We start from the raw sequence: 23,550 nt of genomic DNA on the forward strand, positions 1-23,550 counted from the left end.
TTTCCGGCACGATCACCCCATGAACACGTACCTGGAGACCGAGCGTCTGGCCCTGCGCCGCTTCACCGCCGACGACGCGGACCTGTTGATCGAGCTGGACAGCGACCCGGCGGTGATGCGCCACCTGAGCGGCGGCGTGCCGACCGCACCGGAGGTGATCCGGGAGCGCCACCTGCCGAACATCCTCGCCGGATACGAGAAGTGGGGCGGTGACCTCGGGCTGTTCGCCGCGCTCGAGAAGGACGGCGGCGCGTTCATCGGCTGGTTCATCCTGCGCCCCGAGGCCGAGGGGCCCCTGGACGAGGTCGAGCTCGGCTACCGGCTGCGGCGGCCGGCCTGGGGCAAGGGGTACGCCACCGAAGGCTCACGCGCCTTGCTGCACAAGGCCTTCACCGAGCTCGGCGTCCGTCTGGTCTGGGCCGAGACGATGACCGTGAACCGGGGATCGCGCGGCATCATGGAGAAGCTCGGCATGACGCACACCGAGACCGTCCCCACACCGACCGACATGCGGAGCGTCGAGGGCGCCGAGCACGGCGGCGTACGGTACGAGATCACCAAGGAGCAGTGGGAGCAGCGCTGACGGCCGGGCCGTACGCGGGGGCCGGTCCGCGGCGCCGGCGGGCCGGCCCTCCTCGAAATCGTTGCCCGGTGGTACTGCGGGCCACCCCGACCACCCCCAGGGAGCGGGGGGTTCGGAACGTCCGGTTGACCAGCCGCTCCCACGGAACGCGACGCGTCGCGCCACCGGCCGGGGCGGGGCGCATCGGCCGAATTGGTCTAGTCCTTACTTGGTCCGGACCATTGACATGCATCTGACCACAGGGCTATTCCGGATGCATCTCACGTGCGTCACAGCTGAGTTGACGCCGCCTCACCCCTTGGATGGCCATGAGACGTATGCGCTCCCTCCGTGCCACTCTCACCGCGGTGGCCACCGCGGTGGCCGCTCTGGGTCTCACCGCGGTCTCGGGCGCCCCCGCCCAGGCCGCGACCCCGCTCCCCGCCCACGTGTTCGCCCCCTACTTCGAGTCGTGGACCGGCGAGAGCCCGGCCGCCCTCAGCGCCCAGTCCGGCGCCAAGCACCTGACGATGGCGTTCCTGCAGACGGCCTCGAAGGGCTCCTGCACCGCCTACTGGAACGGCGACACCTCGCTGCCCATCGCCCCGGCCTCCTTCGGCGCCGACATCAAGACCATCCAGGGGCGCGGCGGGGACGTCATCCCGTCCTTCGGCGGCTACACGGCGGACACCACCGGGACCGAGATCGCCGACAGCTGCACCGACGTCGACCAGATCGCCGCCGTCTACCAGAAGGTGATCACGACCTACGACGTCCCCCGGCTCGACATGGACATCGAGGTCGACGCCCTGGACAACGCCGCCGGCATCGACCGGCGCAACAAGGCGATCAAGAAGGTCCAGGACTGGGCCGCATCGAGCGGCCGCAAGCTGGAGATCTCGTACACCCTGCCGACGACCACCCGGGGCCCCGCGGCCAGCGGTCTCGCCGTGCTGAAGAACGCCGTGGCCAACGGCGCCCGGGTCGACGTCGTCAACCTCATGACGTTCGACTACTACGACAACGCCTCCCACAACATGGCCCAGGACACCAAGACCGCGGCCCAGGGTCTCTACGACCAGCTCGCCAAGCTCTACCCGGCCAAGAGCCCGGCGCAGCTCTGGGGCATGATCGGCGTCACCGAGATGCCCGGCGTCGACGACTTCGGCCCCGCCGAGACGTTCACGCTCGCCGACGCCAGGGAGGTGTACGACTGGGCGAACGGCAAGGGGATCAACATGATCTCCTTCTGGGCGCTGCAGCGGGACAACGGCAGCTGCCCGGGTGGCGCCGCCGCGGACAACTGCTCCGGCATCGAGCAGAACACCTGGGACTTCTCCCGCATCTTCGCTCCCTTCACCAGCGGGGGGACCGCGCCGAGCGACGACTTCTCCCTCACGGCCGCCCCCGAGTCCGGGACGGTCAAGGCCGGCGGGTCCACCAGCGCCACGGTGCGGACCTCGGTGACCGCGGGCACCGCCCAGAGCGTGAAGCTCACCGTCAGCGGTGCGCCCGCCGGAGTCACGGCCTCCCTCAGCCCCGCTTCGGTGACGGCGGGAGGCACCTCGACGCTCACCGTCGCGACGACCGCCGCGGCCGTCAACGGCACGTACAAGCTGGTCGTCACCGGCGCGAGCCCGTCCGCCGCGCACTCGGCGACGTACTCCCTGACCATCACGGGCGGCAGCGGCAACCAGTGCACGGCGGCGCCCTGGGCCTCGGGTTCGGTCTACACGGGCGGCCAGCAGGTGTCGCACAAGGGCCACACCTGGAAGGCCAAGTGGTGGACGACGGGTGAGGAGCCCGGCACCACCGGAGAGTGGGGCGTCTGGCAGGACCTCGGCGCCTGCTGAGTCGGTCGCCGGGGGGTTCGATGGCCCCCCGGCGGTCCGGAAATGTGCCACCACCCCGTTAGGGAACGCCCTTTGGGGGCACTCCGCGAGCCATGCGTGACCCCGTCGAAACGACCACGGTGGCCGTCCGGCCCCTGGGGTTCGACGCCCCGCCCCCGCACCGGCCCGTTCCCCCGGAGGAGGCCCGCATGGACCCTGTGCCGCTCTCTGCCCACGAACGCCGGGTGCTGTACGACATCGAGCGCGCGCTCGACGACGACCGGCGGCTGTACCGCGCCATGCACTTCGCTCACCAGCGGCGGCGCCGGGCGATGATCGAAGCGGTCGTCCGCCTGCACCTCGCGCTGCTGGGGACGCTCGCCGCCGTCTCCCTCGTCCTGCTGACCGTGGGAATCGCACTCGCCCGCACCGGACTGGTCTGGGCGGCCGCGGGCTGTTGGACCCTGACGGTGATCCTCGGGTGCCGTCTGCTGTGCCGGTGGAGCGAGCCCGCGCCGTGAAGGCGTGAGCGGCGCGGCAGCAGCTCCGGCTCCTCGTTCCGGCCCCGCGTTCCAGCAGGTCGCACGCGCGGGGCCGGACAGGCGGTCGCCGGTGCGGTCACGCTGCCGGGCCCGCCCGCGTGTGGCAGCCTCGGGGGATGGCTTCCGACGGACAGGACATCGAGGCGACGCGGCCCCCTCAGGACCCGCTCCCCGCCGAGGACGGCCAGCAGGCCCTCTTCGACTGGCAGGACGCCCCGGCGGCCGCGCCGGCCGGCCGGGGGTTCCGGGACAGCGCGCAGGCGCAGCGGCTGCTCGACATCCGTTCCGTCTGGGCCGAGCCGGAAGCGCTGGCGTCTCCTCGCGGTCGGCAGATCATGGCCCGGCTGCCGGACGCGGAGGTGACCGAGGTGGCGAGCCACTGGCTGATCCCGTCGCTGCACGGCAACGAGGGCAACGTCGGCCGCTGGACCCGCATCAAGACCGAGACCCTGGTCCTGGGCGTGAAGCGGCGGCCGGTCACGCGCCCCAACGGCCGCTCCGCCGACTGGATCGCGCCCGGCGTCTCCAACGGCTGCGCCATGGCCTGCGCGTACTGCTACGTGCCGCGCCGGAAGGGGTACGCGAACCCGATCACGCTGTTCACGAACATCGAGGCGATCATCGCCCACGTCCGCCGCCATGTCCGCGCCCAGGGGCCGAAGCACGAGCCCAACCAGTGCGACGAGCACGCCTGGGTCTACGACATCGGGGAGAACGGCGACTGCTCCGTGGACGCACTGCTCTGCGAGAACACCGCCGACTACATCGCCGCGTTCCGGCAACTGCCGACCGCCAAGGCCTCGTTCGCGACCAAGTTCGTCAACCCCGACCTGCTGGACCTCGACCCGCAGGGCCGTACCCGCATCCGGTTCTCCCTGATGCCGGCCGCCGACGCCCGCCGCCTGGACATCCGCACCAGCCCGGTCCCCGAGCGCATCGCGGCGGCCGCGGACTTCCTCGACGCCGGGTACGAGGTCCACTTCAACCTGTCCCCCGTCGTCCTGCGTCCCGGCTGGCAGCGCGACTGGGCCGAGCTCCTGGACCACCTCGACGACGTGCTGCCCGCGCGGGTGAAGCAGCAGGCGGCGGCCGAGATCATCATGCTGACCCACAACCAGCAGTTGCACGAGGTGAATCTGGGCTGGCATCCCCGTGCGGAGGACCTGCTGTGGCAGCCCGAGGCACAGGAGACCAAGCGCTCCGAGAACGGCGCGCTCAACGTCCGTTACCGGGTGCAGGTCAAGCAGCAGGCCCTCGCGCGGCTCAAGGAGCTGCTCGCCGCCCATGCGCCCTGGCTGTACGTCCGGTACGCCTTCTGACCGGCGGGCTCAGACTCCGGCGCGCTCGGGTCCGGCGGGCTGCGAGGCGTGGGCGGCCTGCGGTCGGTGGGACCGGCGGGCCGCGCGCATGCTGGCGTGCCCCGCGTACTCCAGAGTGACCTCGCCGCGCGGCAGATCCAGCTCCGTCAGGCACAGCAGTCGCTCGTGCTGGTCGTGGCACCAGCGGCGCACCGCGAGTTGCGGGGCGGCGCTCGGGTGCGGGGAGTCGGCCGGGGTGAAGGTGACCGATTCGCTCACGCCGGGGGTCAGCCCCGCTCCCTGGCACCAGGCGGAGAAGGCGCTCAGGTCCGGGTCGGCCACGGGGATCCGGGGCAGATAGCGGAAGAGCTGCGGGATCTCCGTCAGCGCCACGGACGTGAAGTAGGTGACGGCCCGCTGCCGGATGCCGGTCAACGGGTCCTGGACGCTGTGCCGGTAGTGCAGCGCCGCCGACCCCTGCACCAGACCCAGATGGTCGGCAAGCGACGGACGGACCGAAGCGACGAACAGATACCCGCTCACCGCCCCCCGGCCCGAGGCGACCAGGAACGGGGACGGTGCGGCCTTCTTCTGCCGGTCCGGCCCGGACGCCTCGTACGCGCGCGCCGCGAACGTGCCCCGGCGACTGGTGACCACCAGCCCTTGGTCCCGCAGGAGTTCCAACGCGGCGCGCACCGTCGCGCGGGCCACCTGGAATCTCGCGGCCAGCTCCCGCTCGGACGGCAGCCGCGAACCCTCCGCTATCCGGCCGTCATCCAGCTCCTGGGTCAGACGGAAGGCAATGCGTTGGTACGTACCGGGCGACGACACAGACGACACGACACTCCTCACGATGTGCAACTACCAATACGCTATCCGTGACAGAGCAGAAGGTCTACACCAATGGCGCGTCCCAGGGGAAGGTTCTGTCCCGCAAACCGAGACACGGCCCGCGCATCTGGCTCATTTGTGTCGCGTCGTCGCCGGTACGTTCCGCCGGGGAGCCGGGGAGCCGGGGAGAGGTCAGGCGCTCGCCGGGCCCGTCGGTACGCCCGGTCCCGGCCGGGCGTGGTGCGCCACCCGGGCGCCCGGGGCGGTCCGGAGGCGGCGCAGCCACACGGAGGCGGTGCCGAGCAGGCCGGCGAACACGGTCAGGAGGAGGAGCGAGACCCACATCTGCCGGCTGCCGGGATGGAGCCACCCGGCCCAGGCCGCCGCGGCCGCCCAGAGCAGGACGCCGGCCAGGTAGAAGGAGCGGGTGCGGCGCAGCTGTCGCACGGCCCGCAGGGACACGAGGCGTTCGGTCTTCGGTGCCATGGCGCCCCGTGTACCCCACAGGACGCCTCCTACCACGGGCCGGTGACAGATCATCACGGCCGTGGCGCCGGGCGTGCTACCGCCCGGTCGAGCCGTCGATCCGTTCTCGCAGGATGTCGGCGTGGCCGGCGTGCCGTGCGGTCTCCTCGACCATGTGGACCAGCACCCAGCGCATCGACGGCGGCGGGGTCTCGCGCAGCGACCGTACGCCGGGCCGGTCCAGGTCGGCGCAGGCCCGGACGACCTCGTTGGCCCGGGCGACGGCCGCGCGGTAGGCGGCCGCCAGATCGGCGGCGCTGTCGGCGGCGGACACGGGGTCCTCGTCCGCCCACGGCTCCTCGCCCTCCCCCGCGTAGGCCCAGACGAACCAGTTGAGCTCGACCGCCGTCAGGTGCTTGAGGAGCAGGAGCAGATTCGTCCCGGAGGGCACGCCGGGCGTGCGGACCGCGGGCTCGGGGACCCCGGCCGCCTTGGCGAGCACGCACTCGCGCAGATAGTCCAGGAAGGCCAGCAGGGTGGTCTTCTCGTCGGTGTTCGTCCCGGGCGGGCGAAGGTCGGGGCGAGGTTCCGTCGGCTCCATGGAGGAACGGTAGATCATCGGGTCGTGCGTTCACCCGGTCGGGGTCGGCCTTCCGCCGGCGCGGGCCGGACGGGATGCACATGCGGCCCGGCTGCGTTGAACTACCTCATGACATGTCAGCATTCCTGCGTCGGCGGATCGGTCGGAGCGCGCGTCGCCCCGTCTCCGACGGTCCAGCCGGGGTAGACGAAGAGTTCCGCGGCGGACCGCGTCGCGGGAGACCCCGCTCCCCCACCGCGAAGGCATTCATGACCAGCGAAGACCGTCGAGCCGACCAGCCGGGGCCGCAGGCCGCCCGTACCGCATCGTCCGAGGGCGCGGCGCGCCGCAAGGTGTGTCTGGTGACGGGGGCGAGCGGATACATCGGAGGCCGTCTCGTCCCGGAACTCCTCGCGGCCGGATACCGCGTACGGTGCCTGGCCCGCACGCCGGAGAAACTGCGCGACTTCCCCTGGGTGCGGCAGGTGGAGGTGGTACAGGGTGACGTGCTGGACGAGGACTCGGTGCGCGGGGCGATGGCCGGTGTCGACATCGCGTACTACCTCGTGCACGCCCTGGCCAGTGGTGACGACTTCGAGGAGACCGACCGGCGCGCGGCCGGGATCTTCGCCGCCGCGGCCCGCGACAGCCGCCTCGAGCGGCTGATCTACCTGGGCGGACTCACTCCTCAGGACGTGCCCGAGAGCGAACTGTCCCCGCATCTGCGCTCGCGCGCGGAGGTCGGGCGCATCCTCCTGGACTCGGGGGTGCCCACGACCGTGCTGCGGGCGGCGATCGTCATCGGTTCCGGCTCCGCGTCCTTCGAGATGCTGCGCTACCTCACCGAGCGTCTGCCCGTCATGGTCACACCCCGCTGGGTGCACACCCGGATCCAGCCGATCGCCGTCGCCGACGCGCTGCGCTATCTGGTGGGCAGCGCCACCCTGCCCGCGTCGGTCTCCCGCACCTTCGACATCGGCGGACCGGAAGTGATGAACTACCGCGAGATGATGCAGCGCTACGCGCAGGTGGCCGAACTGCCGCACCGCCTCATCGTGTCGGTCCCGATGCTCTCCCCCGGCCTCTCCAGCCACTGGATCGGACTCATCACGCCGGTGCCGCGCGGTATCGCCCGGCCCCTGGCGGAGTCGTTGCGGCACGAGGTGGTGTGCGCCGAGCACGACATCGCCGCGTACATCCCCGACACGCCACGGGCGCCGCTGGGGTTCGACGAGGCCCTGCACCTGGCCCTGCAACAGATCAAGGAGGCCCAGGTCGACACGCGCTGGTCGTCGGCGGCCGTGCCGGGAGTGCCCAGCAGTCCGTTGCCCACCGACCCCGACTGGGCGGGCGGCAGCCTCTACACCGACCGCAGGGCCCGGCGCACGGAGGCCCGGCCGGAGGAGCTGTGGCAGGTCATCGAGGGCATCGGCGGGGAGAACGGCTGGTACTCGTTCGGGCTCGGCTGGGCGGTGCGCGGCTGGCTGGACCGCATCGTGGGCGGGGTCGGGCTGCGTCGCGGACGACGTGACGCCGCGCGGCTGCGCCTGGGGGACGCCGTGGACTTCTGGCGGGTCGAGGCCGTCGACCAGGGCAGTCTGCTGCGGTTGCGCGCCGAGATGCGGCTGCCGGGGCTCGCCTGGCTGGAGCTGCGGGTGGGGCGGGACAAGGAGGGCCGGACCGTCTTCCTCCAGCGCGCGCTCTTCCACCCGCACGGCCTCGCCGGGCACGCCTACTGGTGGAGCGTCTCCCCGTTCCACGCGATCGTCTTCGGCGGCATGGCCCGCAACATCACCCGCGCCGCCGAACGGCTCTCCCGGCGGGACGGGCGCTGAGCGGAACCGACGAAGCCGGGTGCGGCGCCGCTGCGGCGGCCGCACCCGGCATGGCGTGGAACGCCCGGCGGATCACTGTCCCGCGGACGACGCCGCCTCTTCCTCGGTCTTCGCGTCGGCGGTGGAGAGCTGACCGCCGGCCGTCTCCAGGTGCGCACGGACGAACCACTGGAACTTCTCGAGGTCGCGCAGCTGGCCGATGAGGAGGTCCTCCGTGGCCGGGTCGATCGTGCCGACCTGCTTGATGGCGTCCCGCAGGGACTCGATCACGCCGGTGTAGACGAGGTCGAGGGCTCCCAGGTGGGCGATGGCGTCGGCCCTGCCGACGCTGTAGTCCTCCCAGGTCCGCTCGCGGACCAGCACGCCGGGGGTGCCCTGCGCGACGCCGCCGAGGGCGGCCAGGCGCTCGGCCACGTCGTCCGCCATGACCCGGACCTGGTCCACCTGCGGGTCCAGCATCTCGTGGACCGCGATGAAGTGCGGGCCGACGACGTTCCAGTGCACGTGCTTCAGGGTCAGGTGCAGGTCGTTGAGCGCGTGCAGACGCTGCTGCAGCAGTCCGTTGATCAGGTGCGCGTCCTCGACGGAGATGCCGGGGACGGTGTAGCGGGGGGTGGACGAAGAAGTCACGGTTCATGCTCCATTCTTTTGTAACGTCACCTTTCGGTACCCCTGACCGAGGTGTCCACACCCGTTTATCCGCTGTCCCTGTGTGATCTTCTGTCCCAGCGTTGTCCGTGACCCCTTCAGGCACTCGGTGGCGAGCCGCCGGGCCCGGTCACGTTCAGGCGCGTGCCGCACTGCCCGTCTTCGTCCGCGGCCGTACCGGGGTCAGCACGTGGTGTTCCCGGATCGCGGCCAGGGACAGGGTGCGGTAGCCGACGTCGGCGAACAGGGCCGTGACGCGGTCGCCCTCCTGGCTCATGATCTCGCCCTCGCCCCAGGTGGTGTGCTGCACCGGGGTGCCCGGCAGGAAGGTGTCGTCCGCGGGCTCGGTGTGCGGCAGGCAGGGCGCTTCGGTGCCGGCCAGGACGCCCTCGTGGTGCGGCGGGGACTCCTCTTCCTGGGCGGCCCGGTCGCAGACGTCGCAGCCGGTGCACCGCCCCGCGGCCGGCTCCTCCCCGAAGTAGCCGAGGAGGTGACGCCGCCGGCAGCCGTTGGTCTCCGCGTACGCCCGCATCATCTCCATCCGAGACCGTTCCAGCCGCACCCGGGCCTCGACCAGGCGGAGCGCTTCCTTGGCGCAGGTGTCGCGCCGGGCGCCGGGGACCACGCGGATGCCGTCCTGCGCGCCCGCGCGCAGCCCGCCCGCCTCCTCCAGGAGGTGCACGAGCGAGGTCAGGGCCGTGTGGGAGAGACCTGTCTTCTCCCGCAGGGCGGTGACGGTGACGCCGCGCGGGTGGGCGCGCACCGTGTCCATGAGACGGGTGAGCGTGTCGGTGTCGGGGCGGCCGCCGACCCGGTAGCGCTGGGCGGACAGGTCCTCGGGCCGGTAGGCGAGGATGGCGGCGGCGGGCTTCTCGTCGCGTCCGGCGCGGCCGATCTCCTGGTAGTACGCGTCGAGCGAGCCGGGCACGGAGGCGTGCAGCACGAAGCGGATGTCGGCCTTGTCGATGCCCATGCCGAACGCGGAGGTGGCGACGACGACGTCGAGGGACCCCTCGCGGAAGAGGTCGTGGGTGCGGGTGCGTTCGGTGGCCGTCATCCCGGCGTGGTAGGCGGCGCTGTCGAAACCGAGGTCGGACAGCTCCCGCGCGTACTCCTCGGCCTCCTTGCGCGTGCCGGTGTAGACGATGCCGGGCTTGGTCTCGGCGGCGGCCCGCTCCAGCACCCAGCGGCGCTTGTCGGCGTCCTCCTGGTGGCGCATCACCTCCAGGTGGAGGTTGGGCCGGTCGAAGCCGGCGATGGTCTCGTGGACGTCTTCCATGCCCAGCCGTTCGACGATGTCGGCGCGGACCGGGGCCGCGGCGCTCGCGGTCAGGGCGAGCAGCGGGGGCCGGCCGATCCGCTCGCGCGCGTGCCGCAGCGACAGGTAGTCCGGGCGGAAGTCGTAGCCCCATGTGGAGACGCAGTGGGCCTCGTCGACGACCATCAGGGCGGGGCGGGCGGCCGCTATCTCGGCGAGGACGTCGTCCTTGGCCAGTTGCTCGGGCGAGACGAAGAGGAAGTCGAGGGCGCCGTCGCGCACCCGCTCCCAGGCGGCTTCGTTGGCGCGCGTGCCCTGGGCGGAGTTGACCGCTTCGGCGTCCGGGCTGCCCTTGGCGCCGGTGAGCGCGGCGACCTGGTCGCGCTGGAGCGCGATGAGCGGGGACACGACGACGGTGGTGCCCTCCAGGAGCACTCCGGGCACCTGGTAGACGGCCGACTTGCCGGCGCCGGTGGGCATCACGACCATGGTGTCCCGGCCCTGCATCACGGCGGTCATGGCATCGAGCTGCGCCGGGCGCAGCCGCTGCCATCCGAAGACGTCGCGGGCACTGCGGCGAAGACGTCGGCTGAGGGCAGCGGTCCTGAGAGGCATGGCACTCCTGAAAAGCGGGGGTCGTGCTGGCTGGTTCCACCTCGCCTGTACCCCTAAAGCGGCGGACCACGTCGCCCATGTGCCGATGGGGGCGGACCGGACCTGATGCGGTCCGGTCCGCCCCCGTCGGCGATGCACCGAGGACGTCTCGCTACGGGAGGCTGTGCACCTTCGGGCCGACGGCGTTCGACCAGGCGTTGCCCGCCGTGGCATCCCAGTTCGTCGACCACGTCATGGCACCGCGCAGTCCCGGGTACGTCTTGGACGGCTTGAAGGAGCCGCAGCCGGTCCCGCGGGTCAGGCAGTCGAGGGCGTTGTTCACGACCGACGGGGCCACGTAGCCGCTGCCCGCGCCACGTGTGGACGCCGGGACGCCGATCCCGACCTGCGACGGGTCGAGGCCGCCCTCCAGCTGGATGCAGGCCAGCGCGGTCAGGAAGTCCACGCTGCCCTGGCTGTAGACCTTGCCGTCGCAGCCGAGCATCGAACCGCTGTTGTAGTACTGCATGTTGACGACGGTGAGGATGTCCTTCACGTTCAGCGCGGTCTGGAAGTAGCCGCCGGACGTGGACTGCATGTCGATGGTCTGCGGGGCCATCGTGAGGACCAGCTTGGAACCCGCCTTCGCGGCGAGCTGGCGCAGCGCCTTCGTCATGTAGGTGGGGTTGAGTCCGTTCTCCAGGTCGATGTCGACGCCGTCGAAGCCGTACTCCTGCATCAGCGCGTAGGCGCTGTTGGCGAACGCCGTCGCGGAGGCGTCGCTGTTGACGGAGATGGTGCCCTTCTCGCCGCCGACCGAGAGGATCACGGACTTGCCCGCGGAGTGCTTGGCGGCGATGTCCGCCTTGAAGTCGGCGGTGGAGGAGTAGCCGACGGCCGGGTCCAGGTTGAAGGTGATCTGGCCGGGTGTGGTGGTGGCGTCGGCGAAGGACACCGCGATGATGTCGTACTGCGACGAGACGTCGCGCAGCTTCTGGACGGTCGCGCCGTTGTCGAAGTTCTGCCAGTAGCCGGTCAGCGCGTGCTTGGGGACGGTGCCGCCGTCCCCGCCGCCGCTGCCCTTGGCGGTCCGTGCGGACACGGCCGTCGACTTGGCGGACTCGCCCGCCGCGTTGGACGCGCTCACCTGGAAGCTGTAGGTGGTCTCGGGCGTGAGGCCGGTGACGGTCGTGGAGGCTCCGCTGACCGAGGCGACCTTCGCGCCGTCGCGGTAGACGGTGTATCCGGTGGCCGTGGACACGGGGGTCCAGGACAGCGGTACCGAGGTGGACGTCGTCGTGCCCGCCGCGAGGCCGGAGGGTACGGCCGGTATCTCCACCGGGTCGGTGCCGCCGCCCCCGTCGGGTCCGAGGACGCTCACGTCGTCCGCGTAGTAGGCGCTCTGGCCATACCAGCCGTGCGTGTACACGGTGACGGACGTGGTGTTCGCGCCGGTCGTGAAGCTGGTGGAGAGCTGCTTCCAGGCCGCGTCCCCCGGCGTCCAGGTGGACACGTCGGTGGTGCCGGTGCCGCGGGCGCCGAGGTAGGCGTAGCCGCCCTGCACCCAACTGCTCAGCTTGTACGTCGAGTTCGGCTTCACCTTGACGATCTGGACGCACTCGGCCTTGTCCTGGCCCGCGGGGGTGGCCTTGAGCGCCTTCGTGCCGCCGTGCACGGGGGAGGTCACGGCGGCGCCGCTGTTCGCGCTGCAGGTCCAGTTGCTCAGGTCCGACTCGAACCCGGCGTTCTTGGCCACGTTGACGTCCGCCGCGGCGGCGTCCGCCGCTTTGACGTCGGCCGACTGCGCGGGCGCGGCCAGCGAGGTGACGGCGAGCGCGGCGGCCGCACCGACGGCGAGCGCCGCACCGACTCTGCGACGAACACCGGGTCTGCCCTGACGTGCACGGTCCACGAAGTGCCTCCAGAAAGAGGTGAAGGACGGAAGTGAACGACGGTGGCCACCGCTGTTGTGCGCATCGTTGGTCCAGACCAATCAAGTTGTCAAGAGTTCCGGCACGATCGCCGCGTTCCGCCGAGGCGCGCGCCCTTGCGCCGCGCCTCGGCGGAACGTCCCCAGCGGACCGGAGTGATGTCGAAGGAGCCGCCCGGCGCCTAGGACCTGCGGGGCGCCGGGCCCGTGCCCGGCTCCGCGGATGCCAGTGCCGTCCGGACGGCCGCATGTCGGGCCACGTCCTCGCGGGCGGCCTGCTCGGGGTGGCGGCGGCGCCAGAAGGGGTTGTCGTGGGGCAGCTTGCTGGAGACCCGTCCGTACATGCCGAACGTCAGGATCAGCAGGCCGACGACGAAGCTGAACACCACGTTGGACATCCCGAAGTCCAGGAAGTTCGCGGGACGGTCCAGGGTGAACAGGTGGTAGAAGCCGCTCAGGATGAAGAGCGTCCCCACGGTCATGTTCAGGTCGGAGGCGAAGGTGCCACCCACCACCCCACCGGCGACGAGCGCCGCTCCGACGACCAGCGAGATGACGCTGAGGGCCGTGTTGGTCGCGAGGCCCGCCACGTTCCCGCTGGTACTGAACGGGGTCAGCGCGTCGGCCAGGCCGAGGCAGCCGAAGGCGATGAGGACCAGGCCGCAGAAGGCGGCGCCGTAGCGGTAGACGCCGGCCAGGTGGTGATCGACGGGCAGTTCGTCCTGCAACTTCATCTCGGTCTCCTTGCGCCGGCCACCCGGACGGTGGCGAAGGACCTTGGTGCCGCTCGACCGCCCCCACCTGCCCTGCGGTCGGACATAGTGGGGCGTCACGATCCATTCCGGCATTCGGGGCCCGGCGGATGCACCTCGGACGGCGGCGGTCGCGTCAGGGTGACGACAGCTGCGCCGGACGCACGGGCGCGTGCCGCGGCCGCTGCGCCCGTTTCACGACGTCAGGAGCGTGACCAGGCCGGTGGCCGCGGGCCGCCCGGCCGCCATCACGACGAACCGGCACCCGCCGGGCTGCGCCGCCACCTCGATCAGGGCGCCGCGGGCCGGAACGGGTGCCAGAAGGTCGGCGCGCAGACCGACCACCGCACCCGCGGTCATGCCGCTGGTCAGCAGGGCGGCCTGGCGCCCGGCCTCCAGCACGGCCGGCGCGGGCAGCCGGGCCGGGCGCCCCGCGAGCAGGACCGGGTGTCCCGGGTCGCGCGGGACGACGACCAGCCGCCCCTGCGGCGCGCGGGCGAGCATTACGTCGGGCTCGGCCGCCGCACCGACCGCGGCGGGCGAGGGATGGAGCAGCGCGGGCCGGGGTGCGTCGTCCGGCCGGGCCGGGTCAGGTGCCGGCGGTCGGGCGAAACGGATGGTGCAGGTGGCGAACGGCGTCCCCCGGAACTGGTACTCGGCGGTGACGCGGTACCCGGTCAGGACTCCGCCGTGCACCACCTGGTCGGTCACGCTCACCCGGGCCACCACGTCGGTGGCGTCGCCGCGCTCGGTCGGCTGGGAGCGGGGGTGCGTACCCAGACTCGCGGAGACGGCTTCCAGCGGTGCCGCCGCGGCCGCGGGAAGGTGGTGGCGCTCCAGCGCCACGGCGAGCTGGCGGGTCGACTCCACGACGATCAGCGGATGGTGCCGGACCGCGGCCATCCGCTCGTTCAGCGGGTGGAAACGCGGCCACTGGCACTCCCCCAGGAAGCTCTGGCTGCCCAGGCGGCCGAGGGACACCACCAGGAGCGACGCCATCGTCCCCAGGCCGAGGGTGCGCCATGTGAGCTCCGCACCGGACGGCCGTACCGGAGGAATCGGCAGGTCACTGCGGGTGTCGACGATCACGGGAGTGCTCATCTGTCTCTCCTGACTGCGGTGGCGGCCCGGGGGCGGCCTGCGGCCGCGACCCCTTCCGCGTGCGGAGCCGGGAAACCCACGACGACCTCCACCCCCTCTTCGGCCGGGGCGGGGGTCGTGGATGCGTCGGGCCCGGGCGGAAAACCCTTTGGCGGCACTCGGCGGCCGCTGCTACCTTTCCGGTGGCCGTGCTGGAGACCAGGAGGTGGTACCCGTGAACACAGAATCGACATGGGTGCTCCCCTGCGGGGTCACGGTCGGGCGGTAGGTCGTCCGGGAGCGCCGTCGCAGCGCACTCCCGAAAGGCTCGACCATGCATTTCACTTCCGAACGACGCCTCGATGACGGCACCCTCGAGCGCGAGTTCACCCTCGGCGAGATCCCCGGCACCCTGTGGACGCCCCGATCCGACGTTCCCGTCCCGCTCGTCCTGATGGCCCACAACAACGGCCTGCCCAAGAGCCAGTCCCGGCTGGTGGCCCGGGGCCGGACGACGGCGGCCCACGGATACGCGGTGGCCACCATCGACGCCGCGGGATGCGGTGACCGCCCCCGGTCCGCCGCCGAGGAGCAGGCCCGCGCCGATCTGCGCCGCGCCCTGCAGGCCGGCGAGCCGGTCGACGACATCTTCGAATCCCTCATCGGTCCGCTGGTCGAGAAGGCCGTCCCGGACTGGCGGACCACCTTGGACGCCCTGCTGGAGCTGCCCGGGATCGGCGGCCCGGTCGGCTATTCGGGGTGGACCGCGCTCGGCATTCGGCTGGCGGCGGTGGATTCCCGTATCGCGGCCGCCGGTTTCTTCGCCGGCGGTTTCGTGCCCCGCGCCCAGCGCGAGGAGGCCCGGCAGATCACCGTTCCGCTGCTGTTCCTCCTCCAGTGGGACGACGAGGGGAACCCCCGGCAGCGCGCCCTGGACCTGTTCGACGCCTTCGGCAGCAAGGAGAAGACGCTGCACGCCAACCTGGGCGGACACACCGGCACCCCGTGGTTCGAGGTGGAGGACGGCGGACGGTTCTACGACCGGCACCTGAAGTGATGCCGGACCGCGCGGCCCCCGACGGCATGTAGGCAGTCACCTCCCTTGCGGAGGCGGGCCGTCCGGCCGCTGCGCGGGCGCGTACGCGGTGGAGGCCGGGAAGCCGCCCGTCGAGGGGAGTCCTCAGCTCTCCTCGACGGGCGGCGGCCGTCCGCATGGCCGAGTCGGTTGTCCGGGTGCGGGCAGGGACTGCGCCCTTGCCACTGCCCTGGGAGGCGACAGCGCCGTAGCCCGCGCCCTACGCCTGCCCCGCGCCTGCGCCTGCGCCTACGCCTACGCCTACGCCAGGACGGGTAGCGCGGTGAGTCCGCGCACGAGGCGGGTGCGCCGCCACTCCAATTGCTCGGCCGGCACCGCGAGGCGGATTCCCGGGAATCGGGTCAGCACCGCTCCGAGAGCGATCTCCATCTCGGCCCTGGCGAGCGGAGCGCCCACGCACCGGTGGATTCCGTGGCCGAAACCGAGGTGGGCCGCGGCCGCCCGGTCAAGGTCGAGAAGGTCCGGCGCGGGGAATCGTGCCGGGTCCCGGTTGGCCGCCCCGAGAGCGATCAGCACGGGGACGCCGGCCGGGATGTCCGTGCCGCCGAGCGTGACGGGTTCCGTGGTGAAGCGGAAGGTCGCCGTGCTGACGGAGGAGTCGAACCGGAGCAGCTCGTCCAGCGCGGCCGGAACGTCGGCCGGACGGTCCCGGAGGCGGGCCAGTTCGGCCGGGTGACGGAACAGCGCGAGGACGGCGTTGCCGAGGGCGTTGGTGGTGGTCTCGTGTCCCGCGACGAGCAGCAGGACGGCGAGCGAGACCAGTTCCTCCTCGCTCAGTCGGTCGGCTCCGTCGCGCGCCGCGATGAGGCGGTCGAGCAGTGAGTCACCGGGGGCACGGCGCTTGGCGGCGACCAGTTCCGTCATGTAGTCGGCCATCGCGTGCGAGGCCGCGTCGATGACGTCCGGCTCCCCCGCCGCGAACAGCTGCGCGGACCGGCGCCGGACGTCGGCGCGGTCGGCGGGCGGCACTCCGAGCAGCTCGCAGATCACGATCACCGGCAGCGGCACCGCCAGTCCCGCCACGAAGTCGAACCGCTCACCGGTGGGCCACTGGTCCAGCAACTCGTCGGTGACGCGGGCGATGAACGGACGCAGTTCCTTGACCGCTCCGGTCGTGAACGCCTTCGTCACCAGCTTGCGCAGCCGCGTGTGCCGCGGCGGGTCGCAGGCCAGCATGGTCCGGGCGACCGCCGGATGCAGGCGTCGGCGTGACTCCTTGTCGGCGAAGAAGACGGCCGTGTCCTTCGAGAGCCGGCCGTCGCCGAGGGCTTCCCGCGCTTCCGCGTGGCCGGTGACGAGGAAGCCGGGCCGGCCGCCGGAGCCGGGCGGCAGGGGCTGCACCGGGCAGGCGGACCGCAGGGCCGCGTAGGCCGGGTAGGGGTCCTGGAGGAAACGGGGGTCCTGAGTCGGGTCGGTCATGCGCTCGGGCTCCAACTGGTTCCGGCCGATGCGACCTGCGTCGACGAGCAAGCGTAGCGGTGCGGATCGGTGCGGATCGGGACGGCTCCTCGTCGGCGCGGGCGGCGGCCCAGGCGTGCTCCGACGGGGCTTACCCCGAACACGCCCGCGCAAAAGGTGCGCGGCCCCGACGTGCCGGTGCGGGTGAACCGGCGCCCCGCGGCGAACCGTTCGCGTGGGGTCGGCGTCGAGGCCAGCATGATCAAGCGCAATCCGCACCTGACCGAGCCGGGCCTGGCCCGCATCACCATCCACTCCGCCGACGCGTACACGGTGATGACCCTCGCGTACGCGATGGCCGCGCACTTCAACGCCACCGGCCCGTCGGATCCCCACTCCGTTCCCGGCGAGGAAGGCGTCGCGGTCACCCTCCATGCGTACACCAGAGCCACCGGAGGCCCACTCAGGGTGGAGTGAGGGGTCGAGCGCCGCGCACGGGCCTCCGACGGGTTCCCGTGTGCGGCGCTCAGGTGATGGTTCCCGACGAGCCCTGATGACCTGCCGGTCAGCGGGTAGGTGGTCCGACATGCAGACCCACAGCAATACAGTCGTCCTGGCCGCCTCGGGCACCACCTCGCTACTGCTCGTCATCGTCGGCGTCGTGGTCGTCGCCGGCCTGCTCGCGATGTTCGTCGTGGGCCGACGCCGTTCGGCCCGGCACAGCGCGACGAGCACACCCGTGCCCAAGGCGGGCCTGCCCGACGAGGCGCCGCAGCGCGGCGTGGGATGGCAGACCCCCGACGACGACCCGGAACAGGGTCACCCCCACCGCTGACACCGCGGGGCCGGACACGCCGATGATCGCCGGTGTCGCCGTGCCGACTGGATGCACAACGTCGGCACCGGCGTTCTCGGCCATGCGGACGGGCGGAGGCCGCCCCGGGTGCTTCTGCAATTGCCTATACTCCCGACGGCAATTCGGGAAACTCGTCGGCCGCGCCATGAGGCGTAGCCACCTGGCCATACCCGTACTTCCCGTAGAGCGCTCCTGCCGCATTCCATAGAATCGTCATCCGACCCTCGCGGAAAACTGACTCCTTGGCAGGTGAACCTTGCTGGTGCGCGCGGTTGAAGATGTCGTGGGAACCGAATGTGACGTGAACTGGGGAAACGGGACGAGCCGGCGGCTCGTCGTCCAGGCCGATCTCCTGGGATTCGGCCTGACCGAGACCTATGTGCAGCCGGGCAGCGAGTCGTACCTGAGGTACGACAACCACCAGGAGGTCTGCTATTGCGTCTCCGGATCCGGTTCCGTGGAAACGGCGGACGAGGTCTTCGAAATCAAACCGGGGACGCTCTATGCCCCGGGCATGGGTGAACCGCACATCCTGCGTTCGGAACACGGAATGACGCTGATGTGCGTGTTCTCACCGGCCCTTCTGGGCCCGGAAAGGCATTTGCTCGCGCCGGGCGTGCACTCCAGTTACTAGACGCGGCGCCGGACAACCGCACAGGTCCGCAGCACACCCGTCCCGCGTACCGCGTCAGGGAAGGCAGAAGAGCATGCCGGAAACCATCGACCTGGTCATCCCGAACATCGTCGAGTTCAACCTGAAACGCACCCTGCTCGATTTCGACCCGGGTGTGGAACACGACCTGGTCGGGCACGGCACGGGCCTGACGGACCAGTGTGTCTTCTGGAGCGCCGAGAACCGCGTGCTCGTGCTCCCGGCCGGCTACTCCCCGGAGTGGCTGGCCGACGTGCACGCGGGGCTCGGCGTGCCCGTGCCTCCGGTCGTCACGCCGGTCGCACGCACCGGCCGCTTGGTCCACGATCTACTCAACGACGACCGTGCCCTCGCCGCCCTGCACACCGCGACCGACGGGGCCCGCACGGTGCGGTTCGTGTCGTTCGGGGCATCGCCCGAGCTGTACGCCTTGGCCGCGCTGCTCCGCAGTCGGGGCAGGGACGTGCGGTTGGACGTCGCCGACCCCGAGCACTACTGGGCGTGCGAGTACCTGGAGTCGAAGCTCAGCTGCGTCGACCTCGCCTCGCACCTCCCGGGCTTCCGCGTGCCGCGCGGCATCTCGGTCGCCAGTTGGGAGCAGTTGGAAGGGGCGGTCACGGCGATCGTGGGCAGCGGCGGCCGCGCGGTGGTCAAGAGCATGTACGGCGTGGGGGGTTACGGCTCCGCCGTCGCACGGCAGGAGGCCGACGGAACCGTCCGGCGGTTCTGGCAGTCCCTGCGGCGCGAGCCGTTCTTCGGCACGTTCCCGCTCACCGTGCAGGAGTACGTCGAGCACGGCGGCGACTGCCCGGCCGTGGACGTCCTCGTCGGCGACGGCGAGGAGCCCCGCATGGAGTTCAGCACCCTCGGCGTCGAGGGCCTGCGGTACCGCAGCCTCGTCATGGGGCCCGGCGTCGTCGACGCGGGCCTGGAGAAGCGGCTCGGCGCGCTGGGCACGGCCGTGCACGCGTACGCCCGATCCCTGGGCTACCGCGGCTGGTTGACCGTCGACTGCCTTCTCGGCCTGGACGACGAGCTCTACGTCACCGAGATCAACGCCCGGCGCTCCGGCGCCATGCACACGATCTCCCTCGCGGACCGGTGGGCCGACGACGACCCGGTCGTCTACACCCACGACGCCCTGCCCGTGCGGCTCCCCGGCGGCGCCTCGTACACGCGGCACGTCCGGCCCGTGTTCGAGGACCTCTGGACGCGGGGCGTCCGGGCCTACCCGTCGACGGTCCGCGCGCTCACCGGGCACCGTCCGACCCTGGGCATCGTCGTGTGCGCGGGGAGCGCGGCGGAGGCCGAGCGCATCGTGGACGAGGCCCACCGGGCCGTCAACGCCGCGCCGGCCGACGATGCCGCCGCGCTCCCCAGGCCGACGGCGGGCAGCCGCTGAGGCGAGGCCGAAGCGCGTGCTCCCCGCGACGGCTCGGGCCGGGTACGAAGGGCGACTGGCCCGGGCGGACGCCCGGGCCAGTCGCCCTTTTCGCCGCCCCGTTCCTATTGCACGGTCGGCACGGTCGCCGACGAGCGCGCGCTCGTACGCGTCGGAGTCCCGCATCCCTTCTCCGCGAGGAACTCCGCCTGGGCCATGGGCGTCGCGTTGTCGAAGAGGCGGTTCAGGAGTTCTCCCTCCCACTCCACCGATTCGACGTCGTCGATCCCGTACTCCGTCAGGATCCTGCCGATGGCCTGGAGGGCGAGCAGCGAGTATCCGCCCAGTTCGAAGAAGTCGCCCTGGTGCACGTCGATGGACTCGGCCTCCACGTCCAGGACTTCTGCCCAGACCCGGCGTACCACGAGCGCCGCCGCTTGCGCGTCGCCCGGTGCGTACGGGAGCGGGGCGTCCGTCGCCGCGGCGGGGACGTCGGGGGTGGCTTCGGTGACGTCGGGCGTGGCTTCGGTCAGGTGGTCCGTCACGGTTCCTCCATGGTTCGCGATGTGCGGCTGGTCGGCAGGGTCGGCGGACAGGGCAGCGGGCCGGACGAGCGGGTGGTCGGCGCCCTGGCCCGGGCGGCGGCAGTCGTGCGGGCGGACCCGGGCGCAGGGGCGGGCGTGGTGTCCGTGGCCGTGGGCGTGCTCATGGGATCAGGACCACCTTGCTGGCCGCCCCGGAGTCGAACAGCCGGAATCCCTCCGCGGCTTCGGACAGGGGAAGCCGGTGCGAGACGAGGAACGTCGGGTCGACGCGGCCCCCGCGCACCAGGTTCATCAACGGTTCGAAGTCGCTGATGGGGTCGCCGACGGCGAAGCGCAGCGTGATCTCCTTGGCGAAGGCGAGCCGGGTCGGCATCGGCATGGCGTCGGCGGCGTGCGCGCCCACCGCGCACACCGCTCCGCGCGGTCGCACCACGTGCAGGGCGCTGAGCAGCGCCGCGTCGGTGCCCACGGCCTCCAGGACGGCGTCCGCGCCGCGCCCTTCGGTGAGCTCGGCGATGTGCGCCGTCACGTCGGGTGATGCGGGGACCGGGTGGGCGCCGCGTTCGGCGGCCAGTTTCCGGCGGCTCTCCAGCGGGTCGACGGCGAGCACGCGGGCGGCGCCGAGGGCCCAGGCCGCCTCCACGGCCAGCAGCCCCACCGGGCCGCAGCCCACCACCGCCACCGTGTCGCCGGGGCGGACCTCCGCGCCCACGGCACAGGCGTACCCCGTGGCGAGCACGTCGCCGACGAACAGCGCCCGCTCGTCGTCGACGTCGTCCGGGATCGGGAACAGGACCGTGTCGGCGAAGGGCACCCGGACGTACTCCGCGTGCCCTCCTGCATAGGCCCGTTCGCCCACCACGGTCGCGTAGCCGAAGAGGCCCACGTGTGCGCACTGGTAGTGCCAGCCGCGGGCGCAGGCCCCGCAGTGCCCGCACGCGATGATGTCCGAGGCGACGACCCGGTCGCCGGGAGTGAGGCCGCGTACCTCGGGGCCGACCTCTTCGACCACGCCGGTGAACTCGTGGCCGGTCACGGTTCCCGGCGGGAAGCCGTCGATCTCACCGCGGTACGGGTGGAGGTCGGTGCCGCAGATCGCGCTGCGCACGACGCGGACGACGGCGTCCCTGGGGCTCTCGACCCGGGGCGTGGGGAGGTCGGCCGCGAGCGTCACCCGGCGCGGGCCGTGCCACTGCAGTGCTTTCATGTGGCCTCCTGGGGCATGGCCCGGCCGGGCGCGCCGGCCGCTTCGTCGCTCCGCGCGTCCCGCTCCAGCTCCTGGCAGGCGTCGGCGAGCGCGTGGTGGAGCTCGTCGAGCAGACGGGCGGCGGCCGCGTCGTCGTACTGGCCGGGATCGTGGATGAGCAGGGCGCGCAGGGTGCCCGCGTCCTCGTAGAAGCCGAGGTCCAAGGGGTACGGGGAGAACGGGTCGTGGTCGATGAGCGCGACGTCGAGGCCTTCGAGGGCGGGCGGCACCTCCGCCGCGGTCTGGAAGGACACGCACACGCTGATCGCCGCCCCGAAGCCGGGCCGCCACAGCCCGAGGTCGGGGGCCAGCCGCTCGAACGGCGCGTCCCGGTGGGCGTACCCGCCGATGAGAGCGCGGCGGACCTGTCGCAGCAGCCCGCGGAAGTCGCCCTCGGCGGGCACCCGGGTGCGGACGGGCAGCAGGTTCACGAAGAAGCCGGCGGCCTGTTCGAACTCGGGGCGGGCGCGGTATCCACTGCGGGTGGCCACGAGGATGTCGTCGGTGTCGGTGTGGTGTCGCAGCACGCGCAGGAAGGCGGCGTGCAGCAGCATGAACAGGGTCACGCGCTCGCGGCGGGCGGCGGCCCGCAGCCGGTCGTACAGGTCGCCGGGCAGGGCCGACCACCTTGTCCGTGGCGGCTGTGGGTCCGGCGGGGGCGAGGGGGCCGCGAGGGCGAGCGGAGGCAGCGGGACGACGCCCGCCAACTCCCGCTTCCAGTGGTCGAGTTGTCTGGGGTAGACGGGTCCGGCGAGCCAGTCGTGCTGCCAGTGGACGAAGTCCCGGTACTGGGCGGGCGGGGGCGGCAGCGGCGAGGGGCGGCCGTGCACGTACGCGGAGTAGAGCTGTTCCAGTTCGCGCAGGAGCACCCGCCACCACGACCAGGCGTCGGAGACGAGGTGGTGCAGGGTGATCCGCACGACGTGCTCGTGCGGGGCCAGCCTGATCAGCGCCGCCCGCACCAGGGGTCCCCGGGCCAGGTCGAAGGGGGCGCGCAGGTCCTCCGCGAGGTACTGCGAGAGGGTCCGGTCGCGTTCCGCCACCGGCAGCGCGGTGAGGTCGGTCAGCGGCAGGGGCACCTCGATGTGCGGCGAGACGCGCTGGACGGGCAGGCCGGCCACGACGGGGAAGCTGGTGCGCATCGCTTCGTGGCGGTCGGCCAGCTCCTGGATGCCCGCGCGCAGGGCCGTCGGGTCCAGCTCACCGGTCAGCCGGAACGTCATGGGGTCGGCGTACCGGGTCCGGCCCGCCCTCCGCTCCAGGAACCACACGCTCTGCTGCGCGTACGACAGGGGCACGTCCAGCACGCCGCTCGTGCCGTCCGCTCCGCCCTCCCCGGGAAAGCCGTCGCGTCCGGTCACTTGACTCCCCAGGCGAAGAGCCAGCGCCTCGGCACGCCCGTCAGCTCCAGCCGCCCGAAGGTGGTCCGCAGCCCCTGGATCAGCGCCTCGGAGCCCAGGGCCAGGTCGCCGACTCCGGTGGAGCCCTCCACGAACACCGAGTACGTGCACAGGGCCTCCCAGTCCTGGAGGGTCCACGTGTAGACCACCTCGTCGGACCTGACCCGCGAGAACCCCGCCCGCGTGAACAGCTCCTCGTGCCGGGCAGGTGTGAGCGTCTGCAGGGCCACCGGCTTCGGCCCGCCGAGGACGAGGTCCTGGCCCCGCTCGCGCAGGGCGTCGCGGGTGGCCCGCATCCACTGCGCGTAGAAGGGCCGGGTCTCGGGGAGGACGGCCCCTTCGTAGAAGAGGGTGTTGAGGGCGCAGCGGCCCCCGGGCACGAGCAGTCCGTGGCAGCCGTCGATCACGGCGCCGCGTTCGCTCTCCGGTATCTGGTGCATCACGTTGCTGAGGACGGCGACGTCCACCGGCCCCGCCAGGGACTCGACGTCCTGGGCACGCCCCTGGACGAAGCGCACCTTGGGGTCGGTCACCCGTCTGCGGGCAATGGCCAGTTCGTGCTCCGACGGGTCGATGCCGATGATGGCGCCGACGTTGCCGGTGCGTTCCAGGAGCAGTTGGGTGGCGAGTCCCGAGCCGCAGCCGACGTCCGCGACGACGCAGCCGTCCGGGGCCTTGCAGAGGTCGACGAGGTGCTGCGTCACGTCGCCGTAGAGGGGGCGGCGCGACATGGCGTCGAACTCGTATCCGTGGGAGAAGGTCATGACAC

23 protein-coding genes are annotated in these 23,550 nt (G+C 72.1%); 10 read left to right on the top strand and 13 right to left on the bottom strand.

Annotation, left to right across the window (positions count from 1 at the left end; all coding sequences use genetic code 11):
- The first annotated feature begins 19 nt into the window (after window positions 1-19).
- The 4 genes from ACFYXE_RS30910 (at window position 20) to ACFYXE_RS30925 (ending at window position 4,255) form a co-directional block, all read left to right on the top strand.
- Window positions 20-583 carry a GNAT family N-acetyltransferase gene (locus ACFYXE_RS30910; protein ID WP_389318229.1) on the top strand — a complete coding sequence of 188 codons (564 nt, stop codon included), beginning with the start codon at window positions 20-22 and terminating at the stop codon, window positions 581-583.
- Between the two features lie 308 nt (window positions 584-891).
- Window positions 892-2,415, top strand: a complete 1,524-nt coding sequence (locus ACFYXE_RS30915; RefSeq protein ID WP_389318231.1) for a chitinase — start codon at window positions 892-894, stop codon at window positions 2,413-2,415.
- A 188-nt stretch (window positions 2,416-2,603) separates the two neighbouring features.
- A complete protein-coding gene (locus tag ACFYXE_RS30920; RefSeq protein WP_389318233.1) occupies window positions 2,604-2,915 on the top strand; it encodes a DUF3040 domain-containing protein in 312 nt (103 codons plus the stop codon).
- 137 nt (window positions 2,916-3,052) lie between these two features.
- Entirely contained in the window at window positions 3,053-4,255 is a 1,203-nt protein-coding gene (locus tag ACFYXE_RS30925; RefSeq protein WP_389318235.1) for a spore photoproduct lyase family protein, read from the top strand.
- A gap of 9 nt (window positions 4,256-4,264) precedes the next feature.
- Here ACFYXE_RS30925 and ACFYXE_RS30930 read toward each other — a convergent pair whose 3' ends face one another.
- The 3 genes from ACFYXE_RS30930 to ACFYXE_RS30940 all read right to left on the bottom strand — a co-directional run bounded on the left by ACFYXE_RS30930 (window position 4,265) and on the right by ACFYXE_RS30940 (window position 6,131).
- Window positions 4,265-5,074 (bottom strand): GntR family transcriptional regulator, encoded by an 810-nt coding sequence (locus ACFYXE_RS30930; RefSeq protein ID WP_389318237.1) that lies wholly within the window; start codon window positions 5,072-5,074, stop codon window positions 4,265-4,267.
- A gap of 183 nt (window positions 5,075-5,257) precedes the next feature.
- The gene (locus ACFYXE_RS30935; RefSeq protein WP_361175498.1) at window positions 5,258-5,551 is read right to left on the bottom strand and encodes a hypothetical protein; all 294 of its coding nucleotides are present in this window, start codon (window positions 5,549-5,551) and stop codon (window positions 5,258-5,260) included.
- A gap of 76 nt (window positions 5,552-5,627) precedes the next feature.
- Entirely contained in the window at window positions 5,628-6,131 is a 504-nt protein-coding gene (locus ACFYXE_RS30940; protein WP_389318240.1) for a DinB family protein, read from the bottom strand.
- 248 nt (window positions 6,132-6,379) lie between these two features.
- Here ACFYXE_RS30940 and ACFYXE_RS30945 point away from each other — a divergent pair, with 248 nt between their 5' ends.
- The gene (locus ACFYXE_RS30945) at window positions 6,380-7,945 is read left to right on the top strand and encodes an SDR family oxidoreductase (protein WP_389318242.1); all 1,566 of its coding nucleotides are present in this window, start codon (window positions 6,380-6,382) and stop codon (window positions 7,943-7,945) included.
- 72 nt (window positions 7,946-8,017) lie between these two features.
- Here the strand turns inward: ACFYXE_RS30945 and ACFYXE_RS30950 are convergent, their stop codons facing one another.
- The 5 genes from ACFYXE_RS30950 to ACFYXE_RS30970 form a co-directional block, all read right to left on the bottom strand.
- Entirely contained in the window at window positions 8,018-8,575 is a 558-nt protein-coding gene (locus tag ACFYXE_RS30950; RefSeq protein ID WP_361175490.1) for a DNA starvation/stationary phase protection protein, read from the bottom strand.
- A 154-nt stretch (window positions 8,576-8,729) separates the two neighbouring features.
- Window positions 8,730-10,466 carry a RecQ family ATP-dependent DNA helicase gene (locus ACFYXE_RS30955; protein WP_389318244.1) on the bottom strand — a complete coding sequence of 579 codons (1,737 nt, stop codon included), beginning with the start codon at window positions 10,464-10,466 and terminating at the stop codon, window positions 8,730-8,732.
- A 151-nt stretch (window positions 10,467-10,617) separates the two neighbouring features.
- Window positions 10,618-12,357, bottom strand: coding sequence for a chitinase (locus tag ACFYXE_RS30960; RefSeq protein WP_389318246.1), 1,740 nt, complete (start codon window positions 12,355-12,357; stop codon window positions 10,618-10,620).
- A 200-nt stretch (window positions 12,358-12,557) separates the two neighbouring features.
- Window positions 12,558-13,109, bottom strand: a complete 552-nt coding sequence (locus ACFYXE_RS30965) for a DUF4383 domain-containing protein (RefSeq protein WP_389318248.1) — start codon at window positions 13,107-13,109, stop codon at window positions 12,558-12,560.
- A 213-nt stretch (window positions 13,110-13,322) separates the two neighbouring features.
- Window positions 13,323-14,228 carry an AfsA-related hotdog domain-containing protein gene (locus ACFYXE_RS30970; RefSeq protein WP_389318250.1) on the bottom strand — a complete coding sequence of 302 codons (906 nt, stop codon included), beginning with the start codon at window positions 14,226-14,228 and terminating at the stop codon, window positions 13,323-13,325.
- Between the two features lie 313 nt (window positions 14,229-14,541).
- Between ACFYXE_RS30970 and ACFYXE_RS30975 the strand changes: the two genes are divergently transcribed.
- Entirely contained in the window at window positions 14,542-15,264 is a 723-nt protein-coding gene (locus ACFYXE_RS30975) for a dienelactone hydrolase family protein (protein WP_389318252.1), read from the top strand.
- A gap of 279 nt (window positions 15,265-15,543) precedes the next feature.
- Here ACFYXE_RS30975 and ACFYXE_RS30980 read toward each other — a convergent pair whose 3' ends face one another.
- Complete coding sequence (locus ACFYXE_RS30980) at window positions 15,544-16,722, bottom strand: cytochrome P450 (protein WP_389318254.1); 1,179 nt, start codon at window positions 16,720-16,722, stop codon at window positions 15,544-15,546.
- A 237-nt stretch (window positions 16,723-16,959) separates the two neighbouring features.
- Between ACFYXE_RS30980 and ACFYXE_RS30985 the strand changes: the two genes are divergently transcribed.
- From ACFYXE_RS30985 to ACFYXE_RS31000, 4 genes are all read left to right on the top strand, one after another.
- Window positions 16,960-17,178 carry a DUF6207 family protein gene (locus ACFYXE_RS30985; RefSeq protein ID WP_389318256.1) on the top strand — a complete coding sequence of 73 codons (219 nt, stop codon included), beginning with the start codon at window positions 16,960-16,962 and terminating at the stop codon, window positions 17,176-17,178.
- 109 nt (window positions 17,179-17,287) lie between these two features.
- Window positions 17,288-17,536, top strand: a complete 249-nt coding sequence (locus tag ACFYXE_RS30990; RefSeq protein ID WP_361177768.1) for a DUF6479 family protein — start codon at window positions 17,288-17,290, stop codon at window positions 17,534-17,536.
- Window positions 17,537-17,819: 283 nt separating this feature from the next.
- Window positions 17,820-18,191, top strand: a complete 372-nt coding sequence (locus ACFYXE_RS30995; RefSeq protein ID WP_361177781.1) for an ectoine synthase — start codon at window positions 17,820-17,822, stop codon at window positions 18,189-18,191.
- Window positions 18,192-18,264: 73 nt separating this feature from the next.
- Entirely contained in the window at window positions 18,265-19,611 is a 1,347-nt protein-coding gene (locus ACFYXE_RS31000; RefSeq protein ID WP_389318258.1) for a hypothetical protein, read from the top strand.
- A 104-nt stretch (window positions 19,612-19,715) separates the two neighbouring features.
- Here the strand turns inward: ACFYXE_RS31000 and ACFYXE_RS31005 are convergent, their stop codons facing one another.
- The 4 genes from ACFYXE_RS31005 to ACFYXE_RS31020 all read right to left on the bottom strand — a co-directional run bounded on the left by ACFYXE_RS31005 (window position 19,716) and on the right by ACFYXE_RS31020 (window position 23,545).
- Complete coding sequence (locus tag ACFYXE_RS31005; RefSeq protein WP_389318260.1) at window positions 19,716-20,135, bottom strand: acyl carrier protein; 420 nt, start codon at window positions 20,133-20,135, stop codon at window positions 19,716-19,718.
- A 160-nt stretch (window positions 20,136-20,295) separates the two neighbouring features.
- Complete coding sequence (locus ACFYXE_RS31010) at window positions 20,296-21,342, bottom strand: alcohol dehydrogenase family protein (protein WP_389318263.1); 1,047 nt, start codon at window positions 21,340-21,342, stop codon at window positions 20,296-20,298.
- The gene (locus tag ACFYXE_RS31015; protein ID WP_389318265.1) at window positions 21,339-22,742 is read right to left on the bottom strand and encodes a condensation domain-containing protein; all 1,404 of its coding nucleotides are present in this window, start codon (window positions 22,740-22,742) and stop codon (window positions 21,339-21,341) included. Before ACFYXE_RS31015 ends, ACFYXE_RS31010 begins: the two co-directional genes overlap by 4 nt.
- Window positions 22,739-23,545 (bottom strand): class I SAM-dependent methyltransferase, encoded by an 807-nt coding sequence (locus tag ACFYXE_RS31020; RefSeq protein WP_389318267.1) that lies wholly within the window; start codon window positions 23,543-23,545, stop codon window positions 22,739-22,741. Before ACFYXE_RS31020 ends, ACFYXE_RS31015 begins: the two co-directional genes overlap by 4 nt.
- Between the last annotated feature and the right edge of the window lie 5 nt (window positions 23,546-23,550).

It is taken from the genome of Streptomyces sp. NPDC002564, from assembly GCF_042889645.1.
Taxonomy (GTDB): Bacteria; Actinomycetota; Actinomycetes; order Streptomycetales; family Streptomycetaceae; genus Streptomyces.

Coding starts and splice junctions, on each gene's coding strand:
- ACFYXE_RS30935 (WP_361175498.1), bottom strand. CDS start 5,551: ATGGCACCGAAGACCGAACGCCTCGTGTCCCTGCGGGCCGTGCGACAG.
- ACFYXE_RS30955 (WP_389318244.1), bottom strand. CDS start 10,466: ATGCCTCTCAGGACCGCTGCCCTCAGCCGACGTCTTCGCCGCAGTGCC.
- ACFYXE_RS31020 (WP_389318267.1), bottom strand. CDS start 23,545: ATGACCTTCTCCCACGGATACGAGTTCGACGCCATGTCGCGCCGCCCC.
- ACFYXE_RS30965 (WP_389318248.1), bottom strand. CDS start 13,109: ATGAAGTTGCAGGACGAACTGCCCGTCGATCACCACCTGGCCGGCGTC.
- ACFYXE_RS30980 (WP_389318254.1), bottom strand. CDS start 16,722: ATGACCGACCCGACTCAGGACCCCCGTTTCCTCCAGGACCCCTACCCG.
- ACFYXE_RS30945 (WP_389318242.1), top strand. CDS start 6,380: ATGACCAGCGAAGACCGTCGAGCCGACCAGCCGGGGCCGCAGGCCGCC.
- ACFYXE_RS30970 (WP_389318250.1), bottom strand. CDS start 14,228: ATGAGCACTCCCGTGATCGTCGACACCCGCAGTGACCTGCCGATTCCT.
- ACFYXE_RS30910 (WP_389318229.1), top strand. CDS start 20: ATGAACACGTACCTGGAGACCGAGCGTCTGGCCCTGCGCCGCTTCACC.
- ACFYXE_RS31010 (WP_389318263.1), bottom strand. CDS start 21,342: ATGAAAGCACTGCAGTGGCACGGCCCGCGCCGGGTGACGCTCGCGGCC.
- ACFYXE_RS30915 (WP_389318231.1), top strand. CDS start 892: ATGAGACGTATGCGCTCCCTCCGTGCCACTCTCACCGCGGTGGCCACC.
- ACFYXE_RS31000 (WP_389318258.1), top strand. CDS start 18,265: ATGCCGGAAACCATCGACCTGGTCATCCCGAACATCGTCGAGTTCAAC.
- ACFYXE_RS30925 (WP_389318235.1), top strand. CDS start 3,053: ATGGCTTCCGACGGACAGGACATCGAGGCGACGCGGCCCCCTCAGGAC.
- ACFYXE_RS30940 (WP_389318240.1), bottom strand. CDS start 6,131: ATGGAGCCGACGGAACCTCGCCCCGACCTTCGCCCGCCCGGGACGAAC.
- ACFYXE_RS30920 (WP_389318233.1), top strand. CDS start 2,604: ATGGACCCTGTGCCGCTCTCTGCCCACGAACGCCGGGTGCTGTACGAC.
- ACFYXE_RS30985 (WP_389318256.1), top strand. CDS start 16,960: ATGATCAAGCGCAATCCGCACCTGACCGAGCCGGGCCTGGCCCGCATC.
- ACFYXE_RS30975 (WP_389318252.1), top strand. CDS start 14,542: ATGCATTTCACTTCCGAACGACGCCTCGATGACGGCACCCTCGAGCGC.
- ACFYXE_RS30990 (WP_361177768.1), top strand. CDS start 17,288: ATGCAGACCCACAGCAATACAGTCGTCCTGGCCGCCTCGGGCACCACC.